The 12,951-nt window shown below is 63.7% G+C and carries 10 protein-coding genes; 5 read left to right on the top strand and 5 right to left on the bottom strand.

Features of this window, described 5'->3' with window-relative positions:
• Positions 1–151: 151 nt before the first annotated feature.
• Positions 152–781: a response regulator transcription factor gene (locus tag FH041_RS19585; RefSeq protein ID WP_027913637.1), complete on the bottom strand. Its 630-nt coding sequence runs from the start codon at positions 779–781 to the stop codon at positions 152–154.
• The gene (locus FH041_RS19580) at positions 778–3,180 is read right to left on the bottom strand and encodes a PAS domain S-box protein (RefSeq protein ID WP_027913636.1); all 2,403 of its coding nucleotides are present in this window, start codon (positions 3,178–3,180) and stop codon (positions 778–780) included. Before FH041_RS19580 ends, FH041_RS19585 begins: the two co-directional genes overlap by 4 nt.
• 95 nt (positions 3,181–3,275) lie before the next feature.
• Here FH041_RS19580 and FH041_RS19575 point away from each other — a divergent pair, with 95 nt between their 5' ends.
• Entirely contained in the window at positions 3,276–4,274 is a 999-nt protein-coding gene (locus FH041_RS19575; RefSeq protein ID WP_027913635.1) for an alpha/beta hydrolase family protein, read from the top strand.
• A 42-nt stretch (positions 4,275–4,316) separates the two neighbouring features.
• Here the strand turns inward: FH041_RS19575 and djlA are convergent, their stop codons facing one another.
• The 3 genes from djlA to FH041_RS19560 are packed head-to-tail and all read right to left on the bottom strand — an operon-like array spanning position 4,317 to position 6,773.
• Positions 4,317–5,084 (bottom strand): co-chaperone DjlA, encoded by a 768-nt coding sequence (gene djlA / locus FH041_RS19570; RefSeq protein WP_027913634.1) that lies wholly within the window; start codon positions 5,082–5,084, stop codon positions 4,317–4,319.
• Between the two features lies 1 nt (position 5,085).
• The gene (gene murU, locus FH041_RS19565) at positions 5,086–5,757 is read right to left on the bottom strand and encodes an N-acetylmuramate alpha-1-phosphate uridylyltransferase MurU (protein ID WP_027913633.1); all 672 of its coding nucleotides are present in this window, start codon (positions 5,755–5,757) and stop codon (positions 5,086–5,088) included.
• The gene (locus FH041_RS19560) at positions 5,754–6,773 is read right to left on the bottom strand and encodes an aminoglycoside phosphotransferase family protein (RefSeq protein WP_027913632.1); all 1,020 of its coding nucleotides are present in this window, start codon (positions 6,771–6,773) and stop codon (positions 5,754–5,756) included. The genes murU and FH041_RS19560 overlap by 4 nt, the downstream gene beginning before the upstream one ends.
• Positions 6,774–6,903: 130 nt before the next feature.
• On the opposite strand from FH041_RS19560, the gene FH041_RS19555 reads away from it, so the two are divergent.
• The 4 genes from FH041_RS19555 to rsmA are packed head-to-tail and all read left to right on the top strand — an operon-like array spanning position 6,904 to position 12,797.
• Positions 6,904–9,714 carry an LPS-assembly protein LptD gene (locus FH041_RS19555; protein ID WP_027913631.1) on the top strand — a complete coding sequence of 937 codons (2,811 nt, stop codon included), beginning with the start codon at positions 6,904–6,906 and terminating at the stop codon, positions 9,712–9,714.
• Positions 9,689–11,014 (top strand): peptidylprolyl isomerase SurA, encoded by a 1,326-nt coding sequence (gene surA, locus FH041_RS19550; RefSeq protein WP_088523757.1) that lies wholly within the window; start codon positions 9,689–9,691, stop codon positions 11,012–11,014. The genes FH041_RS19555 and surA overlap by 26 nt, the downstream gene beginning before the upstream one ends.
• Complete coding sequence (gene pdxA, locus FH041_RS19545; RefSeq protein WP_027913629.1) at positions 11,011–12,000, top strand: 4-hydroxythreonine-4-phosphate dehydrogenase PdxA; 990 nt, start codon at positions 11,011–11,013, stop codon at positions 11,998–12,000. Before surA ends, pdxA begins: the two co-directional genes overlap by 4 nt.
• Positions 11,997–12,797 (top strand): 16S rRNA (adenine(1518)-N(6)/adenine(1519)-N(6))-dimethyltransferase RsmA, encoded by an 801-nt coding sequence (rsmA, locus tag FH041_RS19540; RefSeq protein WP_027913628.1) that lies wholly within the window; start codon positions 11,997–11,999, stop codon positions 12,795–12,797. Before pdxA ends, rsmA begins: the two co-directional genes overlap by 4 nt.
• Positions 12,798–12,951 lie beyond the last annotated feature (154 nt).

Below are 12,951 nucleotides of genomic sequence, written 5' to 3'. Positions count from 1 at the left end.
CAGAACACAAGCCCACACAGTTTGAGGCGTTCGACCGTCAGTCCTTGAGCGCACGACCGCGCCCATGCAAGCGCCGGCGCTGCGTGCGTGCCGGCAGCCTTGGTCTACGCACCGGCTCACGACAGCGATGGCACGGCCCTGAATGTCGCAATCAGATCAGCTTGTGCTCCATCGCATACTTGACCAGCTCGGCCAGCGAATTCACTTTCAGCTTCTGCATCAAGCGCGCCTTGTGGGTGCTGATGGTCTTGCTCGATAACGCCAGTTGCTGGGCGATGTCATTGACGTTGGCGCCCTGGGCCAGGCGTTCGAACACCGAAAATTCTCGTTCCGACAGCAAGGTGTGCAACGGCCTGGATTCGGTCAGGCCCACTTCGAAGACCATGCGGTCGGCCAGCGCCGGATCGATGTAACGCCCGCCCCCAGCTACCCGACGTATCGCCGCCAGCAACAAGGCCGGGTCGCTGTCCTTGGTCGCGTACCCAGCCGCGCCGGCCTTCAGGGCGCGGGCCGCCATCTGCGCCTCATCGTGCATCGACAGCATCAGGATCGCAGGCGCATCGTGCAGGGCACGGATGCGCGGGATCGCTTCCAGGCCACTCACGCCCGGCATAGAAATATCCAGCAGCACCACGTCACACCGGATGTGCCGCAGGCTATCGAGCAACTGCTCGCCGTTTGCGGCTTCCCCTACCACCTGCATGTCCTTCGCCAGCCCGATCAACTGCTTGATCCCCTCCCGGACAATGGTGTGGTCCTCGGCCACCAGCACTCGAATCACGTTCGCTCCTCCTGCTCTAGGGCAATGGCTACGCTCAAGCGCGTGCCGTCGCCGGGCTCACTGTGCAGCACCATGCTGCCGCCCATCATCAATACCCGCTCGCGCATCCCGACCAGGCCAAAGGAGCTGGGGCGCGGCTGGTCGGGGCAGAAACCCTGCCCGTCATCACTGACCGTCATGCGCAAATGCCCGGCCTCGCGCACCAGCTCGATTTCCACGCTGTGCGCCTGGGCGTGGCGCATCACATTGGTGAGCGCTTCCTGAAGGATACGGAAAAGGCCCGTTGCCCGGGCGTCGCTCAATGCCGGCAGCTGGTCAGGAACCTGCACCAGGCAAGGAATCTGGGTGCGCGCCTCGAAGCGTCGGGCTTGCCACTCGATGGCCGAGGCAATCCCCGCATCCAGAATGGGCGGGCGCAGCGCGGTGGCGACATCGCGTACCAGCTGAAACAGCTGGCTGATCAGGCGCTTCATGGTCGTCAGCCGCTCATTGAGGCCGGGGTCCAGTTCGGCAAAGGCCAGTTCGCACATGGACACTTCGAGTTTGAGCACGGTCAGCATCTGGCCCAACTCATCGTGCACCTCGCGGGCGATTCGGGCTTTTTCCTCCTCGCGCACGCTTTCCAGGTGCGCCGAAAGTTCGCGCAGTTGCTCCTGGGAACGGGCCAGGGCCTGCTCGGCGCGCTTGCCCTGGGTGATGTCCCAGACCACCCCATCCCAGACCAGTTGGCCATTACCCAGGCGCCGGGTGCTGGCCTTGATGTCGGCCCAGCGTTGCTCGCCCTGACGCGTCAGGATGCGCCCCTGCCAGGCCCAGTCCTGCTCATTGGCCAGCGCCAGGTCCTGCACCCGGTGATAATCGGCGCGGTCGTCGGGGTGCACCAGGTTGCGCAGCCCCATCTGTGGGTGCTGGATCTCGCCAGGCGTATAACCCACCAATGCCTCACTCCCCTCGCTGACATAGGGAAATTCAAGCCCCTTTTCAGCCGGGTCCCGCTCCAGGCGAAACACCAACCCTGGCACGTTGCCAGCGATTCCCTTGAGGCGTGCCTCGCTTTCGCGCAAGGCAGCCGTGGCGCGATGGCGCTCGGTGACATCAGCCATGTACACCACCAGGTATTCCGCATCGCGAAATCGCAGGAAACTTAATGACAGCTCCACCGGCAGCAGGCAACCGTCAGCACGCAGGCATTGAGTTTCGAACTGCCCGGCACCGCTGTCGCCTGAACGCGCGCCTTTCCACAGGTCCAGCCAGCGTTCCATGCTCAGCGAGGGTTCGAAGTCTCCCAAAGGCCTTTCCAGCAAGGCGCCTTCGCCATAGCCCAGCATGCGCTCAGCGGCCGGGTTGGCATAGCGCACATGGCTGTCCCAATTGACCCACAGAATACCCACGGTGCTCTGATCGATGGCGAACTGACTCAGGCGCGAGGCTTCATCGCGCGCATGCCGCTCTACCAGTCGCTCACGGGTGGCCAACAGGCTGCGCTCCAGCTGACTCTGCTGGCGGCGCTGCCATACCAAGGTGATCAATGCGCAGATCAGCAACAGCCCCAGCAACAAGGCCAGGTTTTGCCAGAACCCTGGCGACTCGCTGATCCTGGAGTACCTGGGCTGCAACCAGCGCTGATGCAACTGTTCCAGTTCCTTGGCCGGCAATGCCTGCAAGCCACGCTCCAACACCTCGGCCAACCGTGGCCAGTCTGGCCGAGAACCCATGCGCAGCAGTTGCGGCAGGCCGATATCCCCCACGACCGCCAGTTCGCTGAACTCGCTTTCACGGGACAGGCGACTCAGTTGGGCCTCGTCCAGGACGGCATAGCTGGCCTGCCCTCCGACCACCAGTTGCAAGGCTTCACGGTCGTTCGGCACTCCCTGCAGGTTCAGGTTGCCGTAGTTGGCACGCAGGTAGTTGGCCAGTGCCCCTGGCATGCGCACGGCCACGCGCTGGGCTGCGTCCAGTTTCTCCAGCTCAACGCCCAGCGCCGCGTTGCGTGGCCCAACGATCAGCTGCGGCACGCGCATGTAGGGGTCGCTGAACAACCACAGGCGCAACGTGGCCGGTGTCTGAGTCAAGCCTGGTGCGAAGTCGATCTCCCCTGCCTGCAAGGCCCGTTCGAGACTGGCCTGGTCTGGATAATGGCGCCACGTGAGGTCCAGATGCAGCACTTTGGCCAGGCTGCTTACCAGCTCCACGTTAGCGCCGTACAGTTGCTGCAGGCGGCGGTCGAACTGGGCATAGGGGGCTTGCAGTACCAACCCAACGCGCAGGCTGCGGTGGGTGTCGAGCCACTGTTGCTGCGTCGGCTCCAGCGCGACCTCTGGCACCGCCTCAGGCCTTGCCACGGCCATCAGCGGCAGCCACAGGCAGCCGATCATCAACAGGCGATGCAATCGCTTCATCTACACGTTCGTCCACACAGGGGCGGCCATCGACCGTGGCCGTAACGGGCAAATACCATTACGCTGCCGGTATCATTCTTGCCTTGGGTTGAGACATGTTCACACTCTATCGCACGACGCTGGCAATGTGCTGCCTGGTCTCGCTCCTTCCTGTGGCTGCGCTGGCTGACGACGCACCGGCGACCCCGCCTGAGAAAGCGCCGGCAGCCACCGAAGCTGCGCCCTCGCGCCCGCCCCTGATCGAGCGCAGCCAGGAGGACGCCCAGGCACTCGAGCGCCGCGTGCCCAAGGCCGAGCAGCAAACCCTGCAAGCCGGTACTGACAGTTTCCTTGCGTTGTGGAAGGCCGCCAACGACAGCGACCCACAGGGCGCGGTGATCATCGTGCCGGGTGCTGGCGAAACGGCAGACTGGCCCAACGCCGTGGGCCCGCTGCGCCAGAAATTTCCGGATGTGGGCTGGCACAGCCTGAGCGTGAGCCTGCCTGACCTGCTGCTCGACAGCCCATTGGCACGTGTGGAAACCAAGCCTGCCACCGCGCCTGCTCAGGCCGATGGGCAAACGGCGCCTGCCAAGGACGAACCTGCCGACGCCAACGCCAACGTGGCGCAAGCCACCGCTGCCGAGCCCGAAGCGGCTCAAGGCACCGACGCCGAAGCTGCCAGCCAGCAGGCCGACCCTGCCGATGCCGAGCGCATTTTCGCCCGCCTGGACGCCGCCGTCGCGTTCGCCCAGCAACACAATGCTCGCAGTATCGTGTTGATCGGTCATGGCAGCGGCGCCTACTGGGCAGCCCGTTACCTGAGCGAAAAGCAGCCGCCAGAGGTGCAGAAGCTGGTCATGGTGGCCGCCCAGACCCCTGCCCGTGTCGAGCATGACCTGGAAAGCCTGACGCCTACCCTGAAAGTGCCCACGGCCGACATCTACTACGTGACCCGCAGCGCAGACCGTAACGCTGCGATGCAGCGCCTGCAGGCCAGCAAGCGGCAGAAAGACAGTCAATACCGCCAGTTGTCCCTGATCGCCATGCCGGGCAATCAGGCCGCCGACCAGGAACAGTTGTTTCGTCGCGTGCGGGGCTGGATGCAGCCCTGATTTCGCAGGCAGGGCAGGATCACTGCCGGCGCTCGGTGCCGGCTAGAGATCCCGGCGCTTACGGATCAGCGCGTAGGCCTGGTGCAGCTCGCGAGTTCGCTCGGTGGCTTCGCGCAGCTGCGCCTCGCTGGCGCCAGTGCCGGCCAGCTTGTCCGGGTGATGACGACTGACCAGTCGGCGATAAGCCTGTTTGACAAGTGCGCCGTCGGTATCGGTGTCCACGCCAAGCAGGCGCATCGCTGCCGCATAGGTCATGCCGACCCCTGCCATGCCAGCCGTTCGACGAGGTTCGTACTCCTGGGACATGGCCTGCACCTGGCGCCGGCTCATGCCCAGTTTGTGTCCCCAGTCCAGCAGCAGCTCACGCTCCTTGTTGCCCATCTTGCCGTCGGCCCAGACCATGCGCCAGCTGGCGCGCAAGGTGCCTTCGGCCGCATGAGGCTGCTGGCGGATCCGGCGCAGATAGCTGCCCAACCGTTCCTTGCCACCCTTGCCCCGATTGAAAGCATCGATCGCCCGCAACCTGGCCGCTTCATCCAGGTTCAGCCGGGCCATTTCCTGCCGAGCCTGCTGGATATGCTGCTCGACCACACGCCCATCGCTTTTGGCCAGGCGCCCCAGCAGCACAAACAGCAACTCTTCGTCCCTTGGCGCCGGACGCCCGCCTAACCGCTCGCGCACATCGTCCCAGCCTTGCAGGCGCAGGTGACGGTCCATCATCTGCCCCAGCAGTGCACCGAGCAGGGCACCCGGAATGCTGGCGATGGCAAACCCTGCCCCAGCCCCGATCAACGTGCCTGGCCACCACATCTCAGCGCTGCTCGCCCAGCAGACGCTCGGCCTCGGCCAGGCGCTCGACGGTACCCACATCGACCCAGTGCCCGGCAAAATGCTCACCGCTCACCTGGCCGCTGGCCATGGCCTGGCGCAGCAAGGGCGCCAACTTGAAGGCGCCAGGTGTGCAGCCTTCGAACAACGCCGGATGCAACACCGAGATACCGCTGAAGGTCAACGTGCCGGGTGCACCGTCCCCATCGACCACCTGAGTGCCGGCCAGGCGAAAATCGCCTAGGCCGTGATGCCCGGGGTTGTCCACCAGCACCAGGTGAGCCAACCCTTGCAGCGGCGCCTGTAGATGGGAGAAATCGTACTCGGTCCAGATATCACCGTTGATCAGCAGGAACGGCGCATCTCCCAGCAAGGGCAAGGCCTTGAAAATACCGCCTCCGGTCTCCAGCGGCTCGCCTTCCGGGGAATAGGCGATACGCAGGCCGTAACGGCTGCCATCGCCCAGGTGGTCCTCGATCTGCTGACCCAGCCAGGCGTGGTTGATCACCACGTCGGTGACCCCTGTCGCCGCAAGCGCCATCAGGTGGTATTCGATCAGCGGGCGCCCCGCCAGCGGTATCAGCGGCTTGGGCGTGTGCAGGGTCAGCGGGCGCATGCGCTCGCCTTTGCCTGCTGCCAGAATCATCGCCTTCATGCACGCGCTCCTGCTTGCAGGCCAGCGATCAGCTCGCCCAGCTCGGCAAGCTCCGGCCGCCGGCCGATCACTTCTTCTATATAGGCGAAGAAGCGCGGTACGTCGGCCAGATAACGCGGTTTGCCATCACGGTGGCAGATACGGGCGAAGATACCGATCACCTTCAGGTGGCGCTGTACCCCCATCAAGTCGCTGGCACGCTGGAAGGCTTCGAACGTGGCCTGCACTGGAACACCGGCGGCCTTGGCCTTGTGCCAATAGTCGTGCAGCCAACCTTCGACCCTCGCTTGCGGCCAACTGAGGAACGCATCCTTGAACAGGCAGGTGATGTCGTAGGTGACCGGGCCGTAAACGGCATCCTGGAAATCCAGCACGCCGGGGTTAGGGTCGCTCTGCATCAGGTTGCGCGGCATGAAATCGCGGTGTACCAGCACCTGCGGCTGGGCCAGGGCGCTGTCGATCAGCAACTGGCTGCATCGCTGCCACGCCGCTGCCTGCGCCTCGTCGAACGCCAGGCCAAGCGCATGCTTCACGTACCACTGGGGGAACAGTTCCACCTCCCGGCGCAGCAGTGCTTCGTCATAGCGGGGCAACGGTGCATCCATGGGCAGCGCCTGCAAGGCCAGCAGGGCATCGATGGCATCGGCGAACAGGGCATCGGCATTGTCGGCGTCGATGACGTCCAGGTAGGTCTGGCGGCCCAGGTCGCCCAGCAACAGGAAACCGCGTTCAAGGTCCTGGCCATGGATCAGCGGCACATGCACACCACCACCGGCAAGCAGGTGATCGATGGCGACGAACGGTCGGCAATCTTCCTGTGGCGGCGGTGCATCCATGATCACGAAACTGTGCCCTGCGCCTTCCCAGCGAAAATAACGGCGAAAGCTCGCATCGCTGCTGGCAGGCGTCAGGCTGCCGGCCGGCACCGGGCCCCAGGCCTGGCGCAGGAAAAGGTCTTGGAGTTGCTGGTCGAGCCACGCGGACAGTTGCTGCAGGCGTACATCGTGTTCAGGCATTACAAGGGTCTCCGACGGCCCTAGCCGTCAAGCGGGTCATGCTTTATTATCCAGCATCTTTTTCAGACCATCGAGAGGCGTGCGGCCCCACACGCGGGCAGATGGCACGCAGGAAGCCCGGACTAATAAGATGGCATTGAAATCCCCCGCGTTTCGTAGAAAGTTTCCGTTGCTCGTCACCGGCAGTCTGCTGGCCCTGCAACCTCTGGCCATGTCGCACGTCATGGCAGCCGAACAATTCGACTGCCAAGTGTCCGCCTCCGGTGGTTGGGACTGCAAGCCCAAAACCGCCGTCACCAACCTGCCACCGCGCCCGGTGCACGAGGGTGCCGCCGCTGCTGGCGGTACCGGCACCGAAGCGACGGGTGAAGCCGAGGCCGACCGGCCGATGCTGGTCACCGAGGCCAAGGGCCGTGGGCTGAAGTCGCGCAGCGAGGACTACAGCCACCTGGACTGGGTCCCGCGTGACAAGCTGACCGCCGCGCAGCTGGCCGAAACCGGCCCGTACTGCGGCGGTGCCTATGTCGAGCCGCTGCGCCCCGGCATGGCGGACACCACGCCCAAGGACGAGTCGCCGACCTACATCAACGCCAAGGTATCCAAGTACCAACAGGAGCAGCAGATTGCGACCCTGGCCGGTGACGTGGTCATGCGCCAGGGCAGCATGCAGGCCCAGGCCGACGAGGCCAACCTGTATCAGGCCGAGAACCGTGGCGAGCTCAAGGGCAACGTCAAGATCCGTGACAACGGCTCGCTGGTCGTCGGTGACCAGGCGCAGATCCAGCTCGACACCGGCGAAGCCCAGGTCGACAACGCCGAATACGTGATGCACAAGTCGCACATTCGCGGCAGTGCCCTGTACGCCAAGCGCGGTGAGAACGCCATCATCCGCCTCAAGGACGGTACGTACACCACCTGCGAACCGGGCAGCAACGCCTGGCAGCTCAAGGGCAACAACATCACCCTCAACCCGGCCACCGGGTTCGGCACTGCCACCAACGTCACGCTGCGGGTCAAGGATTTCCCGGTGTTCTACACACCGTACATCTACTTCCCGATCGACGACCGCCGCCAGTCCGGCTTCCTGCCGCCGTCGTTCAGCACCAGCAGCGACACTGGCTTCATGCTGGTCACCCCGTACTACTTCAACCTGGCGCCCAACTACGACGCCACGTTGTACCCGCGCTACATGACCAAGCGTGGCCTGTTGATGGAAGGCGAGTTCCGCTACCTGACGCCTTCGAGCGAAGGCCAGTTCGGCGGCGCCTACCTCAACGACAAGAGCGACGAGCGCAAGGACCAGACCGACTACAAAGACCAGCGCTACATGGTCAACTGGCAGCACAAGGGTGGCCTGAACGAGCGCCTGATGACCGAGGTGAACTACACCGACATCAGCGACCCGTTCTACTTCCAGGACCTTGAGTCGGACCAGATCGGCGTCGAGAACAAGGACTTCCTCGATCAGCAGGGCGCCCTGACCTATCGCGGCGACAGCTACACCGCGCGGTTGAACGTGCATGCCTACGAGGCAGCGACCATCTCGCAGATCACGCCTTACGACCGCCTGCCGCAGATCACCCTCAACGGTGTGCTGCCGTACCAGCCGGGCGGCCTGACCATGGCCTACGAAACCGAAGCGGCGCGCTTCGATCGTGACCTGAAGAACGGCCCGGTGTTCGACAAGGACGGTAATCTGGATCTCACCGCTGGCGCCGACGGTCGTCGTCTGGACCAGAACATCCAGGGTATCGAACGGGCCAACGGCACGCGCCTCAACGTGGCGCCATCGATCAGCTACCCCATGCAGGCCAGCTATGGCTACCTGACGCCGAAGCTGAAGTATGCCTACACCCAGTACGATCTTGACCTCGATAGCCAAGGCAAGGCTGACGCTGTTCGCCTTGCCAACGCCAACCCTGGTGCCTATGGCAGCTACAGCAGCTCGGTCAACCGCAGCGTCCCGATCTTCAGCGTGGACAGCGGCCTGTACTTCGACCGCAACACCTCGCTGTTCGGCAACAACTACAAGCAGACCCTCGAGCCGCGCCTGTACTACCTGAACGTTCCCTACAAGGATCAGAAGGACATCCCGCTGTTCGACACCGGTGAGACGCTGTTCAGCTATGACTCGCTGTTCCGTGACAACCGCTTCAGCGGTAGCGACCGCATCGGCGACGAGAACAAGCTCTCGCTGGGCGTGACCACCCGCTGGATCGAAGACAATGGCTTCGAGCGCCAGAACTTCAGCATCGGCCAGGCCTACTACTTCAAGGACCGCAAGGTCCAGTTGCCGGGCCTCGACTACCGTGACCGCCAGGACTCGCAGTCGGACGTCTCGCCGTACGCGCTGGTGTACAACTACTACTTCAACCGCGACTGGCGCTTCAATTCGGACTTCAACTGGGACCCGGACAGTCACAGCACCCGCTCGGGCAGTGCAATGTTCCACTACCAGCCTGAAGACAACCCGAACAAGATCGTCAACCTCGGTTATCGCTACCGTAACGACACCATCGCCTACGACTCGGCCACCGGTACGTGGAAAGTGGGTGGTGGCGACTACGGCACCCCGGGTAGCCCGAACTACATCAAGGACTACTACAAGATCCAGCAGCACGACTTCTCGGTCATCTGGCCGATCGTCCCGCAGTGGAGCGTCATCGCTCGCTGGCAGCATGACTACAACCGTAACCGCACCCTGGAAGCCATGGGCGGTTTCGAGTACGACAACTGCTGCTGGAAGCTGCGCTTGATCAACCGTTACTGGCTCGACTTCGACGACTTCAGCCAGGCACTGCCGCAGAACGAAAAAGGCGACCATGGTGTATTCCTGCAGGTCGTTCTCAAGGGCCTCGGCGGCGTCGTTGGCAACAAGGTCGAATCCTTCCTCGGCCAAGGCATTCAAGGTTACCGTGAACGTGAAGAACAAGCTTATTGATCGACTGCGCCCAGTGCTGCTGGGCGTCGCTTTGCTGAGTGGCGCGGTGCATGCCGCGGTGCAACCGCTTGATCGGGTGGTGGCCATCGTCGACAACGACGTGGTCATGCAAAGCCAACTGGACCAGCGCGTGCGGGAAGTTCAGCAGACCATCGCCAAGCGCGGCGGCAGCGTGCCGCCCAGCGGCGCCCTGCAGCAGCAGGTGCTGGAACGCCTGATCGTCGAAAACCTGCAGCTGCAGATCGGCGAGCGCTCGGGCATCCGCATCACCGACGAGGAGCTGAACCAGGCGATCGGCACCATTGCCCAGCGCAACGGCATGTCCATCGACCAGTTCCGCGCGGCCCTGGCCCATGACGGCCTGTCGTTCGACGATGCTCGCGAGCAGGTCAAGCGCGAGATGATCATCAGCCGCGTGCGTCAACGCCGGGTGGCCGAGCGCATCCAGGTGTCGGAGCAGGAAGTGAAGAACTTCCTGAATTCGGACATGGGCAAGATGCAGATGTCCGAAGAATACCGCCTGGCCAACATCCTGATCCCAACCCCGGAAGCGGCCAACTCCAGCGACATCCAGAAGGCTGCGCGCAAAGTGGGCGATGTCTACCAGCAGCTCAAGCAAGGTGCGGACTTCGGTCAGATGGCAATCGCCAACTCGGCCAGTGAGAACGCGCTCGAAGGCGGCGAGATGGGCTGGCGCAAAGCTGGTCAACTGCCTCCGGACTTTGCCAAGATGCTGAGCAGCATGCCGGTGGGTGAAATTACCCAGCCCATTCGCATCCCCAACGGCTTCATCATCCTCAAGCTTGAGGAAAAGCGTGGTGGCAGCGAGAACGTGCTGCGCGACGAGGTGCACGTGCGCCACATCCTGATCAAGCCAAGTGAAGTGCGCAGCGAAGCCGCCACTCAGCAACTGGCTGAAAAGATCTACGAGCGCATCGAAAACGGTGAAGACTTTGCCACCCTGGCCAAGAGCTTCTCGGAAGATCCGGGCTCGGCGCTCAACGGCGGTGACCTCAACTGGGTAGACCCGAACACCCTGGTGCCGGAGTTCCGCGAGCAGATGGCCAACGCCCAGCAAGGCGTGGTGACCAAGCCGTTCAAGACCCAATATGGCTGGCACGTGATGGAAGTGCTGGGCCGCCGCGCTACCGACAGCACCGAACAGGCCCGTGAACAGCAAGCCCTGAGTGTGCTGCGCAACCGCAAGTACGACGAAGAGCTGCAGACCTGGCTGCGCCAGATCCGCGACGAAGCCTACGTTGAAATCAAGCTGCCTGGCGCTGACCAGGCTGCTCAGTGAAGCCCCTGCGCTTCGCCGTCACACCCGGCGAGCCGGCGGGGATAGGGCCTGACCTATGCCTGCTGCTCGCTGCCGACGCCCAGCCCCACCCTCTGATTGCCATCTCCAGCCGTGACCTGCTCGCCGAGCGGGCCACCCAGCTGGGGCTGGACGTTAGCTTGCTGTCTGTCATGCCAGGGCAATGGCCGAGCCAACCGGCACCCGCCGGCAGCCTGTATGTGTGGGACACGCCGCTGTCTGCCCCAGTGGTGGCTGGTCAGCTGGACCAGGCCAATGCGCCATTCGTGTTGCAGACCTTGACCCGTGCCGGACAAGGCTGCCTGGACGGCCATTTCGACGGCATGATCACAGCGCCCGTGCACAAGGGCGTCATCAATGAAAGCGGTATTCCTTTTTCGGGGCATACCGAATTTCTGGCTGAGCTGACCCATACCGCCCAAGTGGTAATGATGCTGGCCACCCACGGCCTGCGCGTCGCCCTGGTCACCACCCACCTGCCGCTGCGTGACATCGCCGAGGCCATTACTGCCGAGCGCATCGAGCGCGTGACACGCATTCTGCATGCCGACATGCGCGACAAATTCGGCATCGCCAACCCTCGCATCCTGGTATGCGGCCTGAACCCCCATGCGGGCGAAGGTGGCCATCTGGGCCGCGAGGAAATCGACATCATCGAGCCTACCCTGACCCGTCTACGTGCCGAAGGCATGGACCTGCGCGGGCCACTGCCGGCCGATACCCTGTTTACCCCCAAATATCTGGAGCACTGCGACGCGGTGCTGGCGATGTACCACGACCAAGGGCTCCCCGTCCTCAAGTACAAGGGCTTCGGCGCTGCGGTCAATGTCACGCTGGGCCTGCCGATCATCCGTACCTCGGTTGATCATGGCACGGCCCTGGACCTGGCCGGCACCGGCAAGGTCGATACCGGCAGCCTGCGCGTTGCCCTGGACACCGCCTACCAGATGGCCGAGAACCGACCATGAACGAGCAATACCAACACCGGGCGCGCAAGCGTTTCGGGCAGAACTTCCTGCACGATGCAGGCATCATCGACCGCATCCTGCGTGCCATCAATGCCAAGCCAGGCGAGCATTTGCTTGAAATCGGCCCGGGCCAGGGCGCATTGACCGAAGGCCTGCTGGGCAGCGGCGCGCAACTGGATGTAGTGGAGCTGGACAAGGACCTGGTGCCGATCCTGCAGCACAAGTTTGCAGGCAACGGCAATTTCCGCCTGCACCAAGGCGACGCCCTGAAGTTCGACTTCAACCAGCTGGGGGTACCGGCACGTAGCCTCAAGGTGGTGGGCAACCTGCCCTACAACATCTCCACCCCGCTGATCTTCCACCTGCTCAGCCACGCCGACCTGATCCGCGACATGCACTTCATGCTGCAGAAGGAAGTGGTCGAGCGCATGGCCGCAGGGCCTGGGGGCGGTGATTGGGGTCGGCTGTCGATCATGGTCCAGTACCACTGCCGCGTCGAACACTTGTTCAACGTAGGGCCCGGCGCGTTCAACCCGCCGCCGAAAGTGGACTCGGCCATCGTCCGGCTGGTGCCGCACGACGTGCTGCCTCATCCGGCCAAGGACCCGCAGTTGCTTGAGCGGGTGGTGCGCGATGCGTTCAACCAACGTCGCAAGACCCTGCGCAATACCCTTAAAGGCTTGCTCGACAGCGCCGCCATCGAGGCCGCTGGGGTGGATGGTAGCCTGCGCCCCGAGCAACTGGACCTGGCGGCTTTCGTGCGCCTGGCCGACCAGTTGGCTGATCAGACGGCCTGACCGTCCCCCTGCCCCGCTGAACGCAGTCAGCACCTGCAAGCAGATCGCCGCCCCGATGCCCGGCGCCTGCTTGCGGGTCAGTCCGCCAGCGCACGTGCCCATCGCGCCGCTGGCCCTCTCCCCTCCCTATGGCCTAGACTGCATCATTGCGTCA

It is taken from the genome of Pseudomonas sp. SWI7 (genome assembly GCF_006351945.1).
GTDB lineage: Bacteria > Pseudomonadota > Gammaproteobacteria > Pseudomonadales > Pseudomonadaceae > Aquipseudomonas > Aquipseudomonas fulva.
Note: the sequence above shows the minus strand (reverse complement) of the source record. Positions and strands in the feature narration are given on the sequence as shown.

Excerpts from the sequence above, each read along its gene's own strand:
- FH041_RS19560 (WP_027913632.1), bottom strand. The coding sequence starts at position 6,773 with ATGCCTGAACACGATGTACGCCTGCAGCAACTGTCCGCGTGGCTCGAC.
- FH041_RS19580 (WP_027913636.1), bottom strand. The coding sequence starts at position 3,180 with ATGAAGCGATTGCATCGCCTGTTGATGATCGGCTGCCTGTGGCTGCCG.
- FH041_RS19555 (WP_027913631.1), top strand. The coding sequence starts at position 6,904 with ATGGCATTGAAATCCCCCGCGTTTCGTAGAAAGTTTCCGTTGCTCGTC.
- djlA (WP_027913634.1), bottom strand. The coding sequence starts at position 5,084 with ATGTGGTGGCCAGGCACGTTGATCGGGGCTGGGGCAGGGTTTGCCATC.
- rsmA (WP_027913628.1), top strand. The coding sequence starts at position 11,997 with ATGAACGAGCAATACCAACACCGGGCGCGCAAGCGTTTCGGGCAGAAC.
- murU (WP_027913633.1), bottom strand. The coding sequence starts at position 5,757 with ATGAAGGCGATGATTCTGGCAGCAGGCAAAGGCGAGCGCATGCGCCCG.
- FH041_RS19575 (WP_027913635.1), top strand. The coding sequence starts at position 3,276 with ATGTTCACACTCTATCGCACGACGCTGGCAATGTGCTGCCTGGTCTCG.